The 20,935-nt window shown below is 66.5% G+C and carries 24 protein-coding genes; 3 read left to right on the top strand and 21 right to left on the bottom strand.

The window, feature by feature from the left end; genetic code table 11:
• Window positions 1-122 precede the first annotated feature (122 nt).
• The 17 genes from era to ACYVKR_RS07995 form a co-directional block, all read right to left on the bottom strand.
• Entirely contained in the window at window positions 123-1,151 is a 1,029-nt protein-coding gene (gene era / locus ACYVKR_RS07915; RefSeq protein ID WP_460480261.1) for a GTPase Era, read from the bottom strand.
• A gap of 7 nt (window positions 1,152-1,158) precedes the next feature.
• Window positions 1,159-1,845 carry a ribonuclease III family protein gene (rnc, locus tag ACYVKR_RS07920; RefSeq protein ID WP_460480262.1) on the bottom strand — a complete coding sequence of 229 codons (687 nt, stop codon included), beginning with the start codon at window positions 1,843-1,845 and terminating at the stop codon, window positions 1,159-1,161.
• Window positions 1,846-2,211 (bottom strand): DUF4845 domain-containing protein, encoded by a 366-nt coding sequence (locus ACYVKR_RS07925; protein WP_460480263.1) that lies wholly within the window; start codon window positions 2,209-2,211, stop codon window positions 1,846-1,848.
• A gap of 18 nt (window positions 2,212-2,229) precedes the next feature.
• A complete protein-coding gene (gene lepB, locus ACYVKR_RS07930) occupies window positions 2,230-3,195 on the bottom strand; it encodes a S26 family signal peptidase (RefSeq protein WP_460480264.1) in 966 nt (321 codons plus the stop codon).
• Between the two features lie 14 nt (window positions 3,196-3,209).
• Window positions 3,210-5,018 (bottom strand): elongation factor 4, encoded by a 1,809-nt coding sequence (gene lepA / locus ACYVKR_RS07935; protein WP_460480265.1) that lies wholly within the window; start codon window positions 5,016-5,018, stop codon window positions 3,210-3,212.
• A 105-nt stretch (window positions 5,019-5,123) separates the two neighbouring features.
• Window positions 5,124-6,596: a Do family serine endopeptidase gene (locus ACYVKR_RS07940; RefSeq protein ID WP_460480266.1), complete on the bottom strand. Its 1,473-nt coding sequence runs from the start codon at window positions 6,594-6,596 to the stop codon at window positions 5,124-5,126.
• 199 nt (window positions 6,597-6,795) lie between these two features.
• Window positions 6,796-7,503: a sigma-E factor negative regulatory protein gene (locus ACYVKR_RS07945; RefSeq protein WP_460480267.1), complete on the bottom strand. Its 708-nt coding sequence runs from the start codon at window positions 7,501-7,503 to the stop codon at window positions 6,796-6,798.
• 34 nt (window positions 7,504-7,537) lie between these two features.
• Window positions 7,538-8,179, bottom strand: a complete 642-nt coding sequence (gene rpoE, locus ACYVKR_RS07950; protein ID WP_460480268.1) for a sigma-70 family RNA polymerase sigma factor — start codon at window positions 8,177-8,179, stop codon at window positions 7,538-7,540.
• A gap of 121 nt (window positions 8,180-8,300) precedes the next feature.
• Window positions 8,301-8,753, bottom strand: coding sequence for a hypothetical protein (locus ACYVKR_RS07955; RefSeq protein WP_460480269.1), 453 nt, complete (start codon window positions 8,751-8,753; stop codon window positions 8,301-8,303).
• Window positions 8,754-8,884: 131 nt separating this feature from the next.
• Entirely contained in the window at window positions 8,885-10,129 is a 1,245-nt protein-coding gene (gene fabF / locus ACYVKR_RS07960; protein WP_460480270.1) for a beta-ketoacyl-ACP synthase II, read from the bottom strand.
• Window positions 10,130-10,289: 160 nt separating this feature from the next.
• Window positions 10,290-10,529, bottom strand: coding sequence for an acyl carrier protein (acpP, locus tag ACYVKR_RS07965; protein WP_460480271.1), 240 nt, complete (start codon window positions 10,527-10,529; stop codon window positions 10,290-10,292).
• A gap of 113 nt (window positions 10,530-10,642) precedes the next feature.
• Window positions 10,643-11,389, bottom strand: a complete 747-nt coding sequence (gene fabG / locus ACYVKR_RS07970) for a beta-ketoacyl-ACP reductase (protein ID WP_460480272.1) — start codon at window positions 11,387-11,389, stop codon at window positions 10,643-10,645.
• Entirely contained in the window at window positions 11,386-12,336 is a 951-nt protein-coding gene (gene fabD, locus ACYVKR_RS07975; RefSeq protein ID WP_460480273.1) for an ACP S-malonyltransferase, read from the bottom strand. Before fabD ends, fabG begins: the two co-directional genes overlap by 4 nt.
• Window positions 12,337-12,387: 51 nt before the next feature.
• On the bottom strand, window positions 12,388-13,365 hold the full coding sequence (locus tag ACYVKR_RS07980) for a beta-ketoacyl-ACP synthase III (protein WP_460480274.1): 978 nt from the start codon (window positions 13,363-13,365) through the stop codon (window positions 12,388-12,390).
• Window positions 13,366-13,370: 5 nt separating this feature from the next.
• A complete protein-coding gene (gene plsX / locus ACYVKR_RS07985; RefSeq protein ID WP_460480275.1) occupies window positions 13,371-14,414 on the bottom strand; it encodes a phosphate acyltransferase in 1,044 nt (347 codons plus the stop codon).
• 96 nt (window positions 14,415-14,510) lie between these two features.
• Window positions 14,511-14,693, bottom strand: a complete 183-nt coding sequence (gene rpmF, locus ACYVKR_RS07990) for a large ribosomal subunit protein bL32 (RefSeq protein ID WP_460480276.1) — start codon at window positions 14,691-14,693, stop codon at window positions 14,511-14,513.
• Between the two features lie 147 nt (window positions 14,694-14,840).
• On the bottom strand, window positions 14,841-15,392 hold the full coding sequence (locus tag ACYVKR_RS07995; RefSeq protein WP_460480277.1) for a YceD family protein: 552 nt from the start codon (window positions 15,390-15,392) through the stop codon (window positions 14,841-14,843).
• A 28-nt stretch (window positions 15,393-15,420) separates the two neighbouring features.
• On the opposite strand from ACYVKR_RS07995, the gene ACYVKR_RS08000 reads away from it, so the two are divergent.
• From ACYVKR_RS08000 to ACYVKR_RS08010, 3 genes are all read left to right on the top strand, one after another.
• Window positions 15,421-16,008, top strand: a complete 588-nt coding sequence (locus ACYVKR_RS08000; RefSeq protein ID WP_460480278.1) for a Maf family protein — start codon at window positions 15,421-15,423, stop codon at window positions 16,006-16,008.
• Window positions 16,005-16,787 (top strand): SAM-dependent methyltransferase, encoded by a 783-nt coding sequence (locus ACYVKR_RS08005; RefSeq protein ID WP_460480279.1) that lies wholly within the window; start codon window positions 16,005-16,007, stop codon window positions 16,785-16,787. The genes ACYVKR_RS08000 and ACYVKR_RS08005 overlap by 4 nt, the downstream gene beginning before the upstream one ends.
• A 183-nt stretch (window positions 16,788-16,970) precedes the next feature.
• A complete protein-coding gene (locus ACYVKR_RS08010) occupies window positions 16,971-17,573 on the top strand; it encodes a hypothetical protein (RefSeq protein ID WP_460480280.1) in 603 nt (200 codons plus the stop codon).
• 79 nt (window positions 17,574-17,652) lie between these two features.
• Here the strand turns inward: ACYVKR_RS08010 and ACYVKR_RS08015 are convergent, their stop codons facing one another.
• From ACYVKR_RS08015 to ACYVKR_RS08030, 4 genes are all read right to left on the bottom strand, one after another.
• Window positions 17,653-18,666, bottom strand: a complete 1,014-nt coding sequence (locus ACYVKR_RS08015) for a S49 family peptidase (protein WP_460480281.1) — start codon at window positions 18,664-18,666, stop codon at window positions 17,653-17,655.
• Between the two features lies 1 nt (window position 18,667).
• On the bottom strand, window positions 18,668-19,057 hold the full coding sequence (locus ACYVKR_RS08020) for a Rieske (2Fe-2S) protein (RefSeq protein ID WP_460480282.1): 390 nt from the start codon (window positions 19,055-19,057) through the stop codon (window positions 18,668-18,670).
• Window positions 19,058-19,059: 2 nt separating this feature from the next.
• Entirely contained in the window at window positions 19,060-19,716 is a 657-nt protein-coding gene (locus tag ACYVKR_RS08025; protein WP_460480283.1) for an HAD family hydrolase, read from the bottom strand.
• A gap of 94 nt (window positions 19,717-19,810) precedes the next feature.
• Window positions 19,811-20,875, bottom strand: a complete 1,065-nt coding sequence (locus ACYVKR_RS08030) for an RluA family pseudouridine synthase (RefSeq protein WP_460480284.1) — start codon at window positions 20,873-20,875, stop codon at window positions 19,811-19,813.
• Window positions 20,876-20,935: the final 60 nt, after the last annotated feature.

Genomic DNA, 20,935 nt, shown 5'->3' on the forward strand with positions numbered 1-20,935 from the left:
AAGCTACGGCGCAGTGTGTGCCAGAGGGCGCTGTGGTTTCGGCGCCGGGCCGCCCCAAGGCGAAACGCGGCCCCCTCGGGGGGCAGCGACTACACGCAGTGAGGAAGCGTGGGGGCCATCGTTCATTCGTAGCCGAAGGAGCGCACGCGGGCCTCGTCGTCGGCCCAGCCGGAACGCACCTTGACCCAGACCTCGAGGAAGACCTTGGCATCCAGGAGCTTTTCCAGCTCCTGGCGGGCCTCGGTGCTGATGCGCTTGAGGCGCTCGCCCTTCTCGCCGATCACCATGGCCTTGTGGCCGTCGCGCTCGACCACGATGGTCGCGGCGATGCGCATGAAGCGCTTGTGCAGCTTGCTGGGCTCTTCGTCGAACTTGTCGATGACCACGGTGGAGGTATAGGGCAGCTCGTCGCCGGTGAAGCGGAAAAGCTTCTCGCGCACGGTTTCGCTGGCCAGGAATTTCTCGCTGCGGTCGGTCAGCTCGTCCTCGGCGTACCACCAGGCCTGCTCGGGCAGGTATTTCTCGCAGATGCCGAACAGGCGCTGGATGTCGCCCTTGTTCTTGGCCGACATGGGCACGAACTCGGCGAAGGGATGGCGCTCCTGCATGCTCTTCAGCCACGGCGCGATCTCGGCGCGGCGGTGCACCTGGTCGAGCTTGTTGGCGATCAGCAGCGTGGGGATGCCAGGCTTGAACAGCGACAGCACCTTGGCGTCGGCCAGCGTGAAGTTGCCGGCCTCGACCACGAAGAGGATCAGGTCCACGTCGCCGATCGCGCCCATCACCGTCTTGTTCAGCGACTTGTTCAGCGCCGTGCTGTGCTTGGTCTGGAAGCCCGGCGTATCGACGAACACGAATTGCGTGTTGCCCTCGGAGCGGATGCCGGTGATGCGGTGGCGCGTGGTCTGCGCCTTGCGCGAGGTGATGCTGATCTTCTGGCCCACCAGCGCGTTCATCAGCGTGGACTTGCCCACGTTGGGCTTGCCCACGATGGCGATGAGGCCGCAGCGCTGCGGTCCCGTCGCTGCGGCGGGCTGCGCCTCGGGCTCGGCGACAGTGTCTACGCGCACCGTGCCCGCACCGGGCTTGGCGGCGGCCAGCATGGCATCGAGGTCGGCGGCGGATTGCGGTTGAGGCTTGGGATCAGTCATTCACACATTATCGGTGCTGCGCTTGCAGCTGTTGCAACATGGCGGCGGCGGCATCCTGCTCGGCGGCGCGCCGCGACGGGCCCTGGCCCAGGGTCTGGGCCTGCAGCTCGGGCACCGTGCACTGCACATGGAAGGTCTGCGCATGGGCCGCGCCGGAGATGTTCGCCACTTCGTACTGCGGCACCGGCTTGCGGCGGGCCTGCAACCATTCCTGCAGCGCGGTCTTGGGGTCCTTCGAAGCGGCGGGCATGGCCTTCGAGATCTCGAGGCCCGCGTACAGCCGGTGCACCACAGCCTCGGCGCTGCCGTAGCCCGCGTCGAGGTAGACGGCGCCGATCAGCGCCTCCACCGCATCCGCCAGGATCGAGGGCCGCTCGCGGCCGCCGGACTTGGCCTCGCCCTCGCCCAGGCGCAGCAGCGGCGCCAGCTGCAGGCGTTTGGCGATCTGGTGCAGGGTGTCCTGCTTGACCAGGTTGGCGCGGATGCGCGACAGCTCGCCCTCGGGCGTGCCCTTGAGCTGCTGGAACAGCATGGTGGACACGGCCAGGCCCAGCACCGAGTCGCCCAGGAATTCCAGGCGTTCGTAATGCTCGGACGAAAAGCTGCGGTGCGTCAGCGCCCGGCGCACCAGGGCCGGGTCCTTGAAGGGGTGCTGCAGCCGCTGCTGCAGCGCTTGCAGGCTGGCGTCTTCCACCTACTTCACGCTGTCATGGAAGCGGAACACCAGGTAGGCCGGGCCAAAGAGCGGAATGTCGCGCTCGTAGCGGTACGACACCACCACCTGGTTGTTTTCCTTGGTGATCTCCAGGTCGCGGGCGGTGACCGAGGTCATGTCGTCGATCGCCGCGGCCCGGTCGTAGATGTTGCGGACCTCGACCACCGTCGTGCCTTCGCGCGCCGCCTTCTGCGCCGCCTTGTGGATGGCCTGGTGCTCGATGAAGATGGGAACGGCCTTGCTGCCGATGATGGCACCGGCCACGATCAGGAATCCCCAGAACACCAGCCCCACGAACGTGATGCCCCTCTGCCGCGAACGCAGCCCCGTCGCACCTGCATGCATGGCCACTCCCCCCATTTTTTAATTGAACGAGCCGATACGCTTGAGATTGCCGAAATTCATCCACACGAAGAAGGCCTTGCCGACGATGTTCTCATCGGGCACGAAGCCCCAGTAGCGAGAATCCAGCGAATTGTCGCGATTGTCGCCCATCATGAAGTAATGCCCCGCCGGCACCTTGCAGACCACGCCTTCCACGCTGTAGCGGCACTGGTCCTTGTACTTGAAGTCGGACGCGCCCTGCACGAAGTTGGGCACGTCGGGGTTGATGATGGCGCGGTGCTTCTTGTCGCCGAGCTGTTCCTCGATCTGCTTGAAGTAGCGCATCGCATCCGGCTCGAAATAGTCCGGCATGTTGGCGGTGGCCACCGGCTTGCCGTTGATGGTCAGGCGCTTGTTCAGGTAGGCCACCTCGTCGCCGGGCACGCCCACCACACGCTTGATGTAGTCCATGCTGGGCTGCGGCGGGTAGCGGAACACCATCACGTCGCCGCGCTGGGGCGGCGTGCCGTCGGAGATCTTCTTGTTGATCACCGGCAGGCGCACACCGTAGGTGAACTTGTTGACCAGGATCAGGTCGCCGATCTGCAGCGTGGGGATCATCGAGCCCGACGGGATCTTGAACGGCTCGAACAGGAAGGAGCGCAGCACGAACACCACGGCGATCACCGGGAACAGGCCCGCGGTCCAGTCCAGCCACCAGGGCTGCATCAGGATGCGCTGCTTGCCTTCCTCGACGTCGGTGTCCACTTTCTGGATGCCTTGCTGGTCCAGCTCGGCACGCCGCTTGGCAGCCGAGGCCTCAAGCGCGGCGGCGGCGGCGCGGCGGCGCGGCAGAAAGTGGAAACGCTCGGCCAGCCAGTACGCCCCGGTCACCACGGTGGCCAGCAGCAGCAGCAGCGCGAAGTTGCCTTCGATGGCGCCAGCGTACCAGGCCCCCATGTAGGCCACGAACGCGGCCAGGATCAGCGATGTCAGGATTTGCATAGAAATCTGGGTTGTTATTCTTCGACCTGCAGGATTGCCAGGAAGGCTTCCTGCGGCACTTCCACCGAGCCAATCTGCTTCATGCGCTTCTTGCCGGCCTTCTGCTTTTCGAGCAGCTTGCGCTTGCGGGTGATGTCGCCACCGTAGCACTTGGCCAGCACGTTCTTGCGCAGCGCCTTGACGGTCTCGCGCGCAATGATGTTGGCGCCGATCGCCGCCTGGATGGCCACGTCGAACTGCTGGCGGCTGATGATCTCGCGCATCTTGGCCACCACGGCGCGGCCGCGGTAGGTGGACTGGCTGCGGTGCACGATGATGGACAGCGCATCGACCTTCTCGCCATTGAGCAGGATGTCCACCTTGACCACGTCGGATGCGCGGTATTCCTTGAACTCGTAGTCCATCGACGCATAGCCGCGCGACACCGACTTGAGCTTGTCGAAGAAGTCCAGCACGATCTCGCCCAGCGGCAGCTCGTAGGTCAGCATGACCTGGCGGCCGTGGTACTGCATGTTCATCTGCACGCCGCGCTTCTGGTTGGCCAGCGTCATCACCGGGCCCACGTAGTCCTGCGGCATGTACAGGTGCACGGTCACGATGGGCTCGCGAATCTCCTGGATGCGGCCGACATCGGGCATCTTCGAGGGGTTCTCCACGTCGATGACCTCGCCATCGCCCTTGACCACCTGGTAGACCACGCTGGGCGCGGTGGTGATCAGGTCCTGGTCGAATTCGCGCTCGAGGCGCTCCTGCACGATCTCCATGTGCAGCAGGCCCAGGAAGCCGCAGCGGAAGCCGAAGCCCAGTGCCTGCGACACCTCGGGCTCGAACTGCAGCGACGAATCGTTGAGCTGCAGCTTTTCGAGCGCATCGCGCAGTTGGTCGTATTCCGAAGCCTCGGTGGGGTACAGGCCCGCGAACACCTGGGGCTTGATTTCCTTGAAGCCGGGCAGCGCCTTGTCGGCAGGGCCCAGGTTGTTGGGCAGCTTCTTCTCGAGCGTGATGGTGTCGCCCACCTTGGCGGCCTTCAGCTCCTTGATGCCGGCGATGATGTAGCCCACCTCGCCCGCCCTCAGGCTGTCGCGCGGCTGGTTGGCCGGCGTGAACACGCCCAGGCTGTTGGCCTCGTAGGCGGCGCCCGTGGCCATCATCTTGAAGCGCTCGTTCTTCTTGAGTTCGCCGTCGACCACGCGCACCAGCATGACCACGCCGACGTAGCTGTCGAACCAGCTGTCGATGATCATGGCGCGCAGCGGGCCGTCGGGGTTGCCCTTGGGCGGCGGCACCTTGGCCACCACGGCCTCGAGGATCTCGTCGATGCCCATGCCGGTCTTGGCCGAGCAGGGAATGGCGTCGCTGGCGTCGATGCCGATCACGTCCTCGATCTCGGCCTTGGCGTTGTCCGGGTCGGCCTGGGGCAGGTCCATCTTGTTGAGCACCGCCATCACTTCCACGCCCAGGTCGAGCGCGGTGTAGCAGTTGGCCACGGTCTGGGCCTCGACGCCCTGCGAGGCGTCGACCACCAGCAGCGCACCCTCGCAGGCGGACAGCGAACGGCTCACCTCGTACGAGAAGTCGACGTGGCCGGGGGTGTCGATCAGGTTCAGGTTGTAGACCTTGCCGTCCTGCGCCTTGTACTGCAGGGCCGCGGTCTGGGCCTTGATGGTGATGCCGCGCTCCTTCTCGATGTCCATCGAGTCCAGCACCTGGGCCTCCATGTCACGCTCGGCCAGGCCGCCGCAGCGCTGGATCAGGCGGTCGGCCAGTGTGGACTTGCCATGGTCGATATGGGCAATGATGGAGAAATTGCGGATGTGCTGCATCAACCAACGATCAAAAAATACGCTTTAGCGAAAAAAGACGCCTCGCAAGGCGTCTTTCCCAGGGGCCGCCCGGCAAGCGGCAGAAGCTGGCATTGTAGCAACGCCTTACTTCACCGGGCGAATCAGCACGTATTGCGCCCATTCACCGCGCCGGAACAGCACATTCACCGGCTTGGCCTTGTCCGCCTTGGCCACGGCCGCCTCGAACTCCTTCGTGTCGTGGATCTCGATGTTGGCGATGGCCAGGATGACATCGCCGGCCTTCAGGCCCGCGCGCGCCGCACCTTCGTCGGCCGAAACGATCTGCACGCCGCCCTTGACCTTGAGCGACTTCTTCTGCGCATCGGCCAGGTCCGTCACCACCAGGCCCAGCTGCTGGGCCGATGCCGAGGCCTTGGCCTTGTCGGAAGGCTTGGGCGCCGCCTTGGCGGTGGCCGTGCCCTCGGCGGGCACCTCGACGATGGTGATGGGCAGGTCCAGCGACTTGCCGCGGCGGAACACGGTCACCGTGCTCTTGTTGCCAGGCTTGGTGTTGCCCACCCAGCGCGGCAGGTCAGCGAGCTTTTCCAGCGGCTTGCCGTCGAACTTGGTGATCACGTCGCCAGCCTCGATGCCGGCCTTCTCCGCGGGCGAGCCCGCCTCGATGCCGGTCACCAGCGCGCCCTGGGCCTTGCCCAGGCCGATGGACTCGGCCACGTCCTTGCTCACCGTCGAGATCTGCACGCCGATCTTGCCGCGCACCACGCGGCCGGTGGCACGCAGCTGCTCGCTCACGCGCACCGCCTCGTCGATCGGGATCGAGAACGAGATGCCCATGAAGCCGCCCGAGCGCGAGTAGATCTGGCTGTTGATGCCCACCACCTCGCCGCGCATGTTGAGCAGCGGGCCACCCGAGTTGCCGGGGTTGATGGCCACGTCGGTCTGGATGAAGGGCAGGTAGTCGCCGGTGTCGCGCTGCTTGGCGCTGACGATGCCGGCGGTGACGGAGTTCTCGAGGCCGAATGGCGAGCCGATGGCCATCACCCATTCGCCCACCTTGAGCTGGTTCACGTCGCCGATCTTCACCGCCGGCAGGCCGGTGGCGTCGATCTTCACGACGGCCACGTCGGTGCGCTTGTCGGCGCCTACGATCTTGGCCTTGAACTCGCGCTTGTCGGTCAGCGTGACGATGACGTCGTCGGCGCCATCCACCACGTGGGCATTGGTCATCACGTAACCGTCCGCAGTGAGGATGAAGCCCGAGCCCAGGCCACTGGGCTGCTCCTCGTCCGAATCGGGCTTCTGCGGCCGCTGCTGCTGGCGCGGCACCTGGGGCACCGGAATGCCGAAGCGCTTGAAGAATTCCAGCATGTCGGGATCGAGGCCGCTCGCGCTCTGGCGACTCGACACCTTCTCCATCGTGCGGATGTTGACCACTGACGGGCCGACCTGCTCCACCAGCTCGGTGAAATCAGGAAGCCCGCGCACGGCCGGCGCCGCCTGGGCCTCGGCCGCCACCGGCAGCATGGCGGCACTGGTGATCGCCAGCATGGCTGCCAGCGCACTGACCTGAATGGACTTCCAACGATTTCCCGACATAGCACTCCTTGTCTTGTGTGGCGGCCGGCGCGCGGCCCTCTGAATGCAGGGTATGAAACCCGGGCACGCAAATGGTTCCCCGCCCGCCGCGTGCCTTTGCATATGGTAGTGACCAGGCCTGATTCAAGCGCCCATAGAAAAAGCACCTGTATCCAGGTGCTTTTGGGTAGTTTGGGGTACAGGGGCGCCGATCAAGCGCTCAGCACAAGCGCGAAGCCTGGTCCGCGCAGTTGCCGCTGCGCTTTTCGGCGGCAAAGGTGGCATTGCGCAGGAAGCCCGCGGGCATCTGCAGGTTGGCGGTGCCGCCGATCTGGCCGCGCGCCGCCAGCAGCTCGTCGAGCCGGGGGTCGCGCAACATGACCGAGGCGTTCTGCCCCACGGTGACCGGCATCTGCACCAGGGTCTGCGCCGGGGCTCCAGCCACCGGCGTATTCGTATTGGCGGCAATCTGCTGCGCCGCACCGTTGGATGGCCCCGTGCCGAGCACGTTCCAGCCCACCAGCGACACCACGGCCAGCGAAGCCAGGCCGGCGACCATCTTCCAGCGGAACACCGACTGGTTGGCGGCCTCGCGCTCAGGCAGCTGCACGGGCCGGGCGGCCAGGGCCGGGGCTTCGTCCTGCAGCAGCTGCTGCGGCGCCGACAGGGGCTGCTCCAGCGCCAGCTGTGCGTTCAGCCGCTCCAGGAAGTCCAGCGACCCCATGGACGCAGCCGCGCCCTCCGACTGGCGCATGGACGCGCCGATCAGGTGGTAGGTCTGCCATGACTGGTGCATGTGCAGTTGGGCCTCGCCATCTTCCATGCGGGCCAGCAGTTGCGCCAGCGTCCGGTCGTCCAGTTCGCCGTCGACCAGGGCCGACAGTTGCTCCTGCACCTCGATGGACGTGGCATTTTCTGTGCTTGTCATCGGTTTCATTGCATTCATCCTCTAGCTCCAGGTCTTACCAGCGCTTGCCGGTCTGGCGTTCCAGCATCGGCTTGACCTTGGCCGATATCGCTTCGCGGGCCCGGAAAATCCGCGACCGCACCGTACCGATCGGGCAGTCCATCGCCTCGGAAATATCCTCGTACGACATGCCTTCGATCTCGCGCAGCACGATGGCCTGGCGCAACTCTTCCGGCAGCGCCGCCATCGCGGCGTTCACCGCCTCGGCGATTTCCTGCGCCGCCATGACGGTTTCGGGTGTTTCCTGGCTGATTAGTTCCCGCCCCGGCACAGAAGTTTCATCGTCGTCGTCGCTGCTGCTGCGCAGTGCGCTTTCGGTCATCACCGGGTCACGGCTCAGGTCCACCATCGCCTTCTTGGCGGTGTTCACGGCGATGCGGTACAGCCAGGTGTAGAACTGGGCCTCGCCGCGGAACTGCGGCAGGGCGCGGTAGGCGCGCAGAAAGGTCTCCTGGGCCAGGTCGGGCACCAGGTCGACGTCGCGCACCATGCGGGCGATCAGGCGCTCGATGCGGCGCTGGTATTTCACCACCAGCAGGCCGAAAGCCTTCTGGTCGCCGGCAACCGTCTGGCGCACGAGCTGGAAGTCGCTGTCGGCGGAGTTGTCGCGCGCGGCAGTGGCGGGCAAGGGCGTCATGCAGGGCGGCTTTCATCCCCACGGCGGGGAAGATGTTCTGGATTCACGGTCGTTATGGCAATTGCCCTGGAAATAAATCTGGAAGAAGGCGCGAAGCATCCCCGGTTGGCTGCGGCACGCATCAGGCTGACGAGTATAAGCACCTGCGCAGCTCCAGCCAGGCCGCCGGATTTGCCGCGCCATGCAGGACCAGCCAGCGGGCGCGGCCGCCATCGAGGCGCAGGCGCAGCAACAGCCAGCGCTGGCCGTCCATGGCGACGCGCAGGTCCGCCACCGCAAGCGCGGCCGGCGACTGGCCCGGCGCGCGCAGCCACCAGGCGGCGCCATCCCAGTACAGCTGGGTGGGCGCCGGATGGCCCACGCCGGCCAGCGCCCAGCACCAGCAGGCCAGCCACAGCAGAGCGGCCAGTGCCACGCGCCAGCTCCAACCCTCGCCGCCTGCCGCCCAGGCCGCCAGCACAACCAGCGGCAGCGCGCCCAGGATGGCGATCCAGCGGCGCAGGTGGCGGCCGGCAACAGCGGGGTAGCCCTGAGGCCGCAACAGCCCCGGCGCCGCAGGCCGGACGGCAGCCATGCCTCAAAAACAAGAGCTGCCAGCGCTTGATTCATAAGCAATGCAGATATATTTCAATCGCAATTCCTTATAAAACAAGCGCTGACAGCTCTCATTTTCAGAGTACGCCGCCGCGCGGTACAGGCGCTGGATCAGACGCGCTTGAACACCAGCGTGCCGTTGGTGCCGCCAAAACCGAAGTTGTTCTTGACGGCGATGTCCAGTTTGGCATCGCGCGCGGTGTTCGCGCAGTAGTCCAGGTCGCAATCCGGATCCTGGTCGACCAGGTTGATGGTCGGCGGAATCTTCTGGTCCTTCAGCGCCATCACGGTGAACACGCTTTCCAGCCCGCCCGCGCCGCCCAGCAGGTGGCCGGTCATGGACTTGGTGGAGCTGACAACCATCTTCTTGGCGTGGTCGCCCAGCGCCGCCTTGATGGCATTGCTTTCGTTCACGTCGCCCAGCGGCGTGGACGTGCCGTGCGCGTTCAGGTAATCCACCTGGTCGGCGTTGATGCCGGCATTACGCAGCGCGTTCTGCATGGCGCGGCGCGGGCCGTCCATGTTCGGCGCCGTCATGTGGCCGGCGTCGGCGCTCATGCCATAGCCCAGCAGCTCGGCGTAGATCTTGGCGCCACGGGCCTTGGCGTGCTCGTATTCCTCGAGCACCACCACGCCGGCGCCCTCGCCCAGCACGAAGCCGTCGCGGCCCTTGTCCCAGGGACGCGAAGCGGCCTGCGGGTCATCGTTGCGGGTGGACAGCGCGCGCATCGCGGCAAAGCCGCCCACGCCCAGCGGCGACACCGTGGCTTCGGTACCACCCGCCACCATGATGTCGGCATCGCCGTACTCGATGATGCGGCCGGCTTCGCCGATGCTGTGCAGCCCGGTCGTGCAGGCGGTCACCACCGACAGGTTCGGGCCCTTGAAGCCGAAACGCATCGACACGTGGCCGGCCACCATGTTGATGATGGATGCGGGCACGAAGAAAGGCGTGATGCGGCGCGCACCGCGGCGCGCGTACTCGCCGTGGGTGTCCTCGATCAGCGGCAGGCCGCCGATACCGGAACCGATCACGCAGCCGATGCGGGTGGCCAGCTCTCCATCCAGGGCCTCGCCGGTGGGCAAGCCCGCATCCTTCACGGCCTCCTGGGCCGCGGCGATGCCATAGTGGATGAAGGTGTCCATCGTGCGCGCTTCCTTGGCACTCATGTAGGACTCAAGGTTGAAACCCTTGACCTCGCCCGCGATCTTGCAGCTGAAGTCCGTGGTGTCAAACTTGGTGATGAGGTCAATGCCGGATTTACCAGCCAGGACATTGGCCCAGGCATCCGCCACCGTGTTACCCACGGGGCTGATGCAACCCAGGCCGGTCACGACGACGCGACGACGGCTCATGCGTTACAACTTTCTGATCTGCACGACTTACGCAAGACAGGCTGAGGCAGTGCGCCAGCCTTGGCAACGCGGCCGCCAAAGCGCCCTCGTCGGTGCGTAAGTCCTAATCTGATTTCTCGACAGGAACGAAGAAAAAGCGCTGAAAAGAGCGCTTTCGCTATCAGGCCTTTTGGTGGCTGGTAGCGTAGTCGATGGCGTTTTGCACCGTCGTGATCTTTTCTGCGTCTTCGTCAGGGATCTCGATTTCGAACTCGTCTTCCAAGGCCATCACCAGCTCGACCGTGTCCAGCGAGTCTGCGCCCAGATCAGCCACGAAGGCTTTTTCGTTGGTGACTTGAGACTCTTCCACGCCGAGTTGTTCGGCAATGATTTTTTTGACACGTGCTTCGATATCGCTCATGGTTTCCCTCTGGGGGTTGTGAATGAACCCGCGATTCTAGCTGCACCAGGAATACCTGAGCGCAAGCTGCCGACGCGAGGAAACGGCATTGACTTTTCCCGATTACTCAGGAATCACATATACATGCCGCCGTTGACATGCAGTTCCTGCCCGGTCACATAGCCCGCGCCCTTCGAGGCGAGGTAGACCACGGCGTTGGCAATGTCTTGTGGCTGACCGAGCTTGCCCAGCGCGATTTGCGACTGCAGCGCTTTCTTTTGCTCTTCGGGCAACTCGGCGGTCATGTCGGTCTCGATGAAGCCCGGCGCCACGCAGTTTACCGTGATGCTGCGGCTGCCCAGCTCCTTGGCCAGCGAACGCGTCATGCCGGCGACGCCGGCCTTGGCGGCCGCGTAGTTGGCCTGGCCGGCATTGCCGGAGGCACCCACGACGCTGGTGATGCTGATGATGCGGCCGTAGCGCTGCTTCATCATCGGGCGGATGGCGGCGCGGCTGGCGCCGAACACGGCCTTGAGGTTGGTGTTCAGCACCGCATCCCAGTCGTCGTCCTTCATGCGCATGGCCAGGGTGTCGCGGGTGATGCCGGCGTTGTTCACCAGCACGTGCAGGCCGCCCTGGGTCTTGACGATGTCGTCGATCAAGGCTTCGACGGCGGCGCCGTCGTTCACGTTCAGGTTCACGCCGCGCGAGCCGGGGAAGGCCGCCAGGGCCTCGCCGATGCGGGCCGCGCCGGCGTCGGTGGTCGCCGTGCCCACCACCTGGTAGCCGGCTTCGCCCAGGGCCTTGGCAATGGCCGCGCCGATGCCACGGGACGCCCCGGTCACCAGGGCCACTTGCAGGGTTGCTGTCGTTTCGGTCATGCGAGGAGTTCCTGGGTTTCTTTCAGCGTGGCGGGGTCGAAGATGGCGGCGCCGACCAATTCCGCGTCGATGCGCTTGGTCATGCCGGTGAGCACCTTGCCTGGGCCGCACTCTACCAGATGCGTGGCGCCCAATTGGCGCAGTTGCTTGACGCATTCGACCCAGCGCACCGGGCCGAAGGCCTGGCGGTACAGCGCGTCGCGGATGGCGTCCGCGTCCTGCACCACGGCCACGTCAACGTTGTTGACCACAGGGATTTGCGGGACCTGCAGCTGTAGCCCGGCCAGCGCGGCCTTGAGCTTCTCTGCCGCGGGCTTCATCAGGCTGGAATGGAAGGGCGCCGACACCGGCAGCAGCAGCGCGCGCTTGGCGCCAGCCGCCTTCAGCACCTCGCAGGCCTTGTCCACCCCGGCCTTGGTGCCGGCGATCACGGTCTGGGCCGGATCGTTGAAGTTCACGGCCTCGACCACTTCCGTGGAGCCGGGGCCGAACGAGGCGGTCACCTCGCGGCAGCCGGCGATGACCTTGTCGGCCTCCATGCCCAGCACGGCGGCCATGGCGCCCGCACCCACGGGCACGGCCTCCTGCATGGCCGCGCCGCGCAGGCGCACCAGCGGAATGGCCTGCGCCAGCGTCAGCACGCCGGCAGCCACCAGGGCCGAGTACTCACCCAGCGAATGCCCTGCCACGGCCAGCGGCAGCGCGCCGCCTTCGGCACGCCAGACGCGCCAGGCGGCCACGCCGGCCAGCAGCATCACCGGCTGGGTGTTGGCGGTCAGCGCCAGGGCTTCCTTGGGGCCGTCGTGGATCAGGGTGCCCAGGTCTTCGCCCAGGGCATCGGAGGCTTCCTGCACGGCTTCGCGCACGGCAGGGTGGTCGCCCCAGGCATCGAGCATGCCCACGGATTGCGAACCCTGGCCCGGGAATACAAATGCGAACTTCGTCATGATTCTTAGTATAAAAAGTGCATCAATCGCTTATATAGCAAGCGCTGATAGCTACATCTTCAGGAGCACCGCACCCCAGGTGAAGCCGCCACCCACGCCTTCGAGCAGCACATGGTGGCCCTTCTGGATCTGGCCCGCGCGCACGGCGTGGTCCAGCGCCAGCGGGATCGAGGCCGCCGAGGTGTTGCCGTGCTGGTCGACCGTGACCACCACCTTGTCGAGCGGCAGCTTCAGCCGCTTGGCCGTGCCCTGCATGATGCGCAGGTTGGCCTGGTGCGGCACCAGCCAGTCGATGTCGGACTCCGTCAGATTGGCCTTGGCCAGCGTGGCGCGGGCCGCCTTGTCCAGCACGCCCACGGCCAGCTTGAAGACGGCCTGGCCGTCCATGCGCAGCAGCGGATCGCCGAGCACCTGGCCGCCGGAGACATTGCCCGGCACGCAGAGGATGCCCACGTGGCTGCCGTCGGCATGCAGGTCGCTCGCCAGGATGCCCGGCTCGCTGGAGGCCTCGAGCACCACGGCGCCCGCGCCGTCGCCGAACAGCACGCAGGTGGTGCGGTCGTTGAAGTTGATGATGCGACTGAAGACCTCGGCACCCACCACCAGGGCGCGCCTGGCGGTACCCGCCTTGATCATCGCGTCGGCCACCGACAGCGCATAGACGAAGCCGCTGCACACGGCCTGCACGTCGAAGGCGGGGCAGCCGTTGGCGCCCAGCTTGTTCTGCAAGATGCAGGCAGACGAGGGAAACACCATGTCCGGCGTGGACGTGGCGACGATGATCAGGTCGATGTCGGTGGGCTGCAGGCCGGCGGCCTGCAAGGCGTTCTTCGAGGCCTCCAGCGCGAGGTCGCTGCTGGTCACGTCGGGAGCCGCGAAATGGCGGGCCTTGATGCCCGTGCGCTCCACGATCCACTCGTCGGAAGTCTCCAGGCCGCGCGTTGCCATTTCGGCCGCCAGCTCATCGTTGGTCACCCGGCGCGGCGGCAGATAGCTGCCGGTTCCGGTTATGCGGGAATAGGTTTGCATCGAATTCAGGAGGATGACGATTCCGTGACTATAGCGCCCGCGGGCACCAGCAGGTGCGCTGCATGCTCGATCTTGGCCTGCACCCGCCCGACCAGGTCGTTGCGCGCCGCCTCGTAGGCACGGTTGAGCGCCTGCTCGAAGCCCAGCACGTCGGCCGAGCCATGGCTCTTGAACACCAGGCCGCGCAGGCCCAGCAGCGCCGCGCCGTTGTAGCGGCGGTGGTCCATGCGCTTCATCAGTGCAGATAGCACCGGATAGGCGACGATGGCCGCCATTTTGGTGAAGATGGTGCGCTTGAACTCTTGCTTGAGCCCGCCAACGATCATGCTGGCCACGCCCTCGCTGGCCTTGAGCGCCACATTGCCCACGAAGCCGTCGCAGACCACGATGTCCACGGTGCCCTTGTAGATATCGTTGCCCTCGACGTTGCCGTAGAAGTTCAGGTCGCCCGCCTGCCCCGCTGCGCGCAGCAGTTCGCCGGCGCGCTTGATGGTCTCGCTGCCCTTGATGGCTTCCTCGCCGATGTTGAGCAGGCCCACGCTGGGGTTGTCCTTGTCCTGCAGCGCACTGACCAGGGCCGACCCCATCACCGCGAACTGCAGCAGGTGCTCGGCCGAGCAGTCCACGTTGGCGCCCAGGTCGAGCACCGTGGTGGCCCCGCCCTTGGCTTGCGGCATCTGGGTGGCAATGGCCGGGCGGTCGATGCCGTCCAGCGTCTTGAGCAGGTAGCGGGCGATCGCCATCAGCGCGCCGGTGTTGCCGGCGGACACCGCGACCTGCGCGGCGCCGGACTTCACCTGGGAGATGGCCACGCGCATGGACGAATCCTTCTTCTTGCGCAGCGCCACCTCGACCGGATCGTCCATGGTGACGACCTCGCTCGCCACCACGACGGTGGCGCGGTCATGCTGGAACGATTGCAGGCGCTCCGCCTGCCCCACCAGCAGCAAATGCGCCTCGGGGTGGTTATCGAGAAAACGCTTGCAGGCCTCCAGGGTCACCGGCGGGCCGGCGTCCCCTCCCATGCAGTCAACAGCCAAAGTGATCATATGTGGACGAGAAGCTAAAGCTGACTATTCTGCCGCAGAATAAACAAAGGCCCGCGCTACATCAAATGTAGCAGCGGGCCTTGAGTGCGTCTGAGCTTAGGCTTCCGACTTGTTCTTCAGCACTTGGCGGCCACGGTAGAAGCCGTTGGGGCTGATGTGGTGGCGCAGGTGGGTTTCACCGGTGGTGGTTTCCACGGCGATGCCGGGCACATTCAGTGCGTTGTGCGAACGGTGCATGCCGCGCTTGGAAGGGGATTTCTTGTTTTGCTGAACAGCCATGGTGGCTCCTGAGTCTTGAAGGGTTGGTGACACGGCCCGCGCAGCGGCGCTGCACAAGCCTGAAAAATACGCGATCAGCCCATTAAAGACACGAGGGGGTTTCGCGCGAAGCCTTGGATTATAACAAGAATGTTTTTGTCCGGGCAATCATTCCTTGGTCTTGTCGATCCGCAGGCTGGCCAGCGCCGCGAAAGGATTCGCTTTTTCGCTGCCGGAAGCCTCGAATTCGGGCGACGAAACGCTGAGTTGCACGGTGTCGGGGCACTGCTCGTGCATGGGCACCATGGGCACTTCCATCAGCAACTCGTCCTCCAGCAGCCCATGCAGGTCGAAGTCGCGGCTGGCGACCAGCACATCCTCGTCGCTGTCCTCGTCCTCCAGCGCCGCGGTGGCCTCGTCGACCACAAAGCGGAAGGAGCGGTCCGCCTCCACCGGTATCAGCGCAGGCTTCAGGCAGCGCTGGCAGGTCAGCGTCAGCTCCACAATGGCGTGCAAATGCAACCAGGCATGGCCGGCAGCACCCGATTCGGCCTGCCACTCACCGTCGGCCTGCCAGTGCACTTGCGCCTCGGGCGCGCCCTCCACCTGCTCCTGCGCCAGGCGGGCAAAGCGCGCCAGCGGCTCGTCGCCGTCTAGGTGACCCTGCTGCTTGGCGAATGCGTTGATGTCCAGGCGATCCGCAGAAAATTCCTTCGTCATGCCCGGCAGTGTAAGAGAATCTGCCCCCATGACCGTGCAACGCCCCTTGATCCTGGGCTCCACCTCGCGCTACCGCCGCGAGCTGCTGGAGCGTTTTCGGCTGCCCTTCGACGTGGTGGCTCCCGATGTGGACGAAACCCCTCACGCTGGCGAAGCGCCCGCTGCGCTGGCCAGCCGGCTGGCGCTGGCCAAGGCCCGTGCGGTGGCTGCCCTGCACCCCGAGGCGATCGTGATCGGCTCCGACCAGGTTGCAGACCTGCTCGGCCAGCCGCTGGGCAAGCCGCACACGCACGAGAAGGCCGTGGCACAGCTGCAGGCCATGCGCGGCAACACCGTGCTGTTCCATACCGCGGTGGCCGTGGTCTGCCAGGCCGCCGGCTTCGAGCAAAGCGACACCGCCGTGATCCGCGTGCATTTCCGCGCGCTCGGTGACGCCGAGATCGAACGCTACCTGCGCGCCGAACAGCCCTACGACTGCGCCGGCAGCGCCAAGAGCGAGGGCCTGGGCATCACGCTGCTCGAATCCATGGACAGCGACGACCCCACCGCACTGGTCGGGCTGCCGCTGATCCGCACCGCCCGCATGCTGCGCGCGGCAGGAGTCGTTCTGCCATGAGCAACCCCATCACTCCCGGCACGCTCTACCTGGTGCCCGCACCACTGGACTTCGGCTGCGACGAGGCCGCGCCGCTCACCGACGTGCTGCCCGAGCACAGCCTGCGCACCGCCGCGCGGCTGACGCACTGGGTCTGCGAGAACGCCAAGAGCTGCCGCGCCTACCTCAAGCGCATCGATGCGCTGCACCCGCTGGCCGCGCCGCTGCAACAGCAGCAGATCGCCGAGCTGCCGCGCGAGGCGCACAAGAAGGGCGACCACGGCGTTAAAGGCAGCGCCAGCTTCGATGCGGCGGCGCTGCTGGCACCGCTGCTGGCCGGCCACGACATGGGCCTGGTCAGCGAGGCCGGCATGCCGGCGGTGGCCGACCCGGGCAGCTCCATCGTGCGCGCCGCGCACGAAGCGGGCGCGCCGGTGGTGCCGCTGGTCGGGCCGGTGTCGCTGCTGCTGGCACTGGCGGCCAGCGGGCTGAACGGACAGAACTTCGCCTTCGTCGGCTATGTGCCCAGCGACGCGACGGAGCGCACCGCACGGCTGCGCGAGTTGGAGCAGCTGGCGCTGCGCCAGGGCCAGACCCAGCTCTTCATCGAGACGCCCTACCGCAACGCCGCGCTGCTGCAGGCGCTGCTGCAGACCCTGCAGCCGCACACGCGCCTGTCGATCTCCAGCGGGCTGACGCTGGCTGGCGCCCGCACGCAGAGCCAGACCGTGCGCCAGTGGAAGGCGGACAAACCCACGCTGGACGGGCGCACGCCGATGGTGTTCGCCATCGGGCGCTGATCGGGCATCGACGACGCGGCCGGTCGAGAACGTCCGACAGGCAGCGCGCCCCCAGGCCGACGCTGCCAGCCGCGGGCCCGGCCTACAGTGAAAGCCTGTTCAACCGACAGCGCACAGGCAGCCACATCCAGCCCCATTTCGGAAGCACTGCCGACCCTGTCGCCAACCAGCCAAGGAGTCAGCATGCACAAGACCATCACCACCGCCCTGCGTCTGGGCCCCATCGTTGCGGCCCTGGCCGCTGGCGCGGCCTTCGCGCAGAGCGGCACCGCCATGAGCCGGGCCGACCACCAGGCCGCAAACGGCCGCATCGAGGCCGACTACAAGGCCGCCAAGGAACAGTGCAAGCCGCAGACCGGCAATGCCAAGGATGTCTGCGAGAAAGTGGCCAAGGGCCAGGAGTCGGTCGCCAAGGCCGAGCTGGAAGCGCAGTACAAGCCCGGCCCGCGCGCCGACGAGAAGGTGCGCATGGCCCGTGCGGATGCCGAGTACGCCGTGGCCAAGGAAAAGTGCGATGACCTGTCGGGCAACAGCAAGGATGTCTGCCAGAAGGACGCCAAGGCCGCCCATGTGAAGGCCGTCGAAGCAGCCAAGATCCAGCGCGCGGCGACCGAGCCTGCGGTCCCCGCCGCCCGCAAGGACGCCCAGGTGCAGGGTGCCAAGGAACAGGCGGCCACCCGGACCCGCGAGGCCGAGTACAAGGCCGCCCAGGAGCGCTGCGACACGCTGTCGGGCGACGCCAAGGTGGCCTGCGTGGCCAAGGCCAAGATGGATTTCGGCCAGTAACGGCACCGGCCGCAACCCCAAACAACCAGGGCGGTGATGATCACCGCCCTTGTTGTTTCGTCCCCTGGCAGGGCCGGAGTCAGCGCAGCGTGGGCAGCGCGCCCTTCATGGTCTGCACCGCGCCGGCGCCCATGGCCGCGCCAAAGCGCTTGGCCAGGCGCTCGGCCACGTTGTCGCGGCGGGTGTAGTCGACGATCTCCTCGGCGCCCACCACGTCGCGGGCCACATGGTCCACGCTGGCCAGGCCGTCGGCCAGACCCATCTCGACTGCCTGCTGACCGGTCCAGAACAGGCCGCTGAAGGTGTCCGGCGTTTCCTTGAGGCGGTTGCCGCGCCCTTCCTTGACCACGGTGATGAATTGCTTGTGGATCTGGTCGAGCATGTTCTGCGCAAAGGCGCGCTGCTTGTCATTGAGCGGGCTGAACGGGTCGAGCATGGCCTTGTTCTCGCCGGCGGTGAGCAGGCGGCGCTCGACGCCGAGCTTCTCCATGGTGCCGGTGAAGCCGAAGCCGTCCATCAGCACGCCAATGCTGCCGACGATGCTGGCCTTGTCCACGTAGATCTTGTCGGCCGCGGCGGCGATGTAGTACGCGGCCGAAGCGCAGGTTTCCTCCACCACGGCATACATCGGCTTCTTGTGCAGGGCCTTCAGGCGCACGATCTCGTCGTTGATCATGCCGGCCTGCACCGGGCTGCCGCCGGGCGAGTTGATGAGCAGCACCACGGCCTTGGAGCCGGGGTCCTCGAAGGCCGAGCGCAGCGCGGCGATCACGAATTCGGCGCTCGCGTCCGCGCCCGAGGCGATCTCGCCCTTGAGCTCGACCACGGCCGTGTGGTTGGGCGAATTGGTGGCCGGTGCCTCGGACTTGAACAGGTAGGCAGCCACGGCGATGAAGAGCAGCAGCCACGACAGGCGGAAGAAGATCTTCCAGCGGCGCGCGGCGCGCTGCTCCTTGAGCCAGTCGGACGCCAGCCGCTCCAGCGCCAGGCGCTCGCGCAGCTCGCTGGAGGCAGCGGTCGCCTCGGTCTTGGGCGCGGCCTGCCCCCACAGATCAGGCGCGGTGCTGCCGTCGGGGGTTTGCGAAGCATTCATATCAGAACTCGACAGGTTTCAAACGATCGTCAGGGCACCAGTACACCATGCCATCGCGCTCCAGCAGGGCTATCTTGACCAAGCCGCCCCGGCATGGGCCGCCAGCGCAGTCGCCCGTGTCGGGCTGGTAGACCGCGCCGTGGGTGGCGCACAGCAGCCATTCGCCGCTGTCGTCGAAGAAGCGCCCTTCCTGGTAATCCATCTCCATCGCCACATGGGTGCAGCGGTTGAGATAGGCGTGCACGGCGCCCTGGTAGCGGATGGCGAAGGCCCGGCAGGCCTGGCCGGCGAGCAGCACGTCGAAGGCCACGGCGCGGCCGCCGTCGCTCAACTGCGCGCTATCGCACAGCGGGATCTGCCGCCTGTCGGTGTCCGTCGTCGCCTGCTCCATGGCTATGCATTGTCAGCCATCCAGCGTTGCAACTGCGCAACAGTCTGGGCCACGTAGAGCGGGCGGAAGGCCTCGAAGCCGGCCGGATCGTGGGCGCCGTAGCTCACGCCAACGCTGGCGCAGCCGGCGTTGACGGCCATCTCCAGGTCGTGCGTGGTGTCGCCCACCATCAGCAGCCGCCCCGGCGCCACGTCCAGCTCGGCCATCAGCTCCTGCAGCATCAGCGGGCTGGGCTTGCCGGCGGTCTCGTCGGCTGTGCGCGAGGCGTGGAAGCGCCCCTTGAGCAGCGTGGACGCCAGCACCTCGTCGAGCCCGCGCCGGCTCTTGCCGGTGGCCACGGCCAGCAGGTGGCCACGGCCGGCCAGCTCCTCCAGCAGCGGCAGCACGCCGTCGAACAGCGTGACCTCCTCCTGCCGGCGCAGGTAGTGGTAGCGGTAGCGGTTGCCCAGCTCGGCATGGCGCTCGGCGGGCACGTCGGGCGCGGCATGGGCCAGCGCGCGGTTCAGGCTCATGCCGATGACGTACTTGGCCTGCTCCAGCGTGGGCACGGTGCCGCCCAGGTCGCGCACCGCGTCCTGGATGCTCAGCGCGATGGCGGCGGCGGAATCGAACAGGGTGCCATCCCAGTCGAAAGCGATCAGGTCAAATCGTCGGCTCATGGTTGCCTATCAAAAACGAGAGCGCCTCGCGCTCATTCAGTAACGGTTCTAAATAGTTTTTACTTCAGAACCAAGTCAATACCTGCGCTGGCAGCTATGGTTTTTCAGCAGGCGGCGCCGTGGCCGCTTCGCCGGGCGGCACGAACGCCGCCAGCTCCGGCGGCAGCTCGGCGTTGAGGGCAACGCGCTCGCCCGACTGCGGATGCGTGAACTGCAGCCGCCAGGCATGCAGGAACATGCGCTTGAGCCCGTGCCTGGCCACGCGCCGGTTCAGCTCGAAATCGCCGTACTTCTCGTCGCCCACGATGGCGTGGCCCTGGCTGGCCAGGTGCACGCGGATCTGGTGCGTGCGCCCGGTCTTGATCGTGACCTCGAGCAGGCTCATCGCCGGCAGGCCCTGCGCGTGGCGCGCCGGCAGCACCTGGCGGCGCCGCACCAGCGACACCGAGCGCATACCCTCGGGATCGTCCGCCGTGGTGGCGCGCACGCGCCGCTCGCCGTCGGGCAGCAGGTACTTGCGCAGCGGCACGTCGATCACCTTCTTGTTCAAGGGCCATTCGCCGATCACCAGCGCCAGGTAGGTCTTGCCCGTCTCGCGCTCGCGGAACTGGTCCTGCAGGTGGGTCAGCGCCGAGCGCTTCTTGGCCACCAGCAGGATGCCCGAGGTCTCGCGGTCCAGCCGGTGCACCAGCTCCAGGAAGCGCGCCTCGGGGCGGGCGCGGCGCAACTGCTCGATCACGCCGAAGCTCACGCCGCTGCCGCCGTGCACCGCCACGCCGGCCGGCTTGTCGATGGCCAGCATCACCTCGTCCTCGAGCAGCAGCGGGAATTCGCGCCCCGGCACGGCCGGCTGCGCGTCCGCGAGCCGCTCGGCCACCCGCACCGGCGGGATGCGCACCACATCGCCGCCCTGCACGCGGGCGTCGGCCGAGGTGCGGCCCTTGTTGATGCGCACCTCGCCGCTGCGGATGATGCGGTAGACATGCGTCTTGGGCACGCCCTTGAGGTGGCGCATCAGGAAGTTGTCCAGGCGCTGGCCTGCGTCGTCCGCGTGGACCAGGATTTGCCGCACGTTCGCCGCTGCGGGTTCGGGGGAAGAAGCCGGGGATGCATCAGCTGCGCGGGCATGGCCCGGATTGCCCCCTATAATGTGTTTCACCTGCGCGTCACAAAAGTGGATTGGTTGACCGGTGAGCAGTTTAATTCACCCGTCATGCCC

The organism is Comamonas humi (assembly GCF_054782535.1).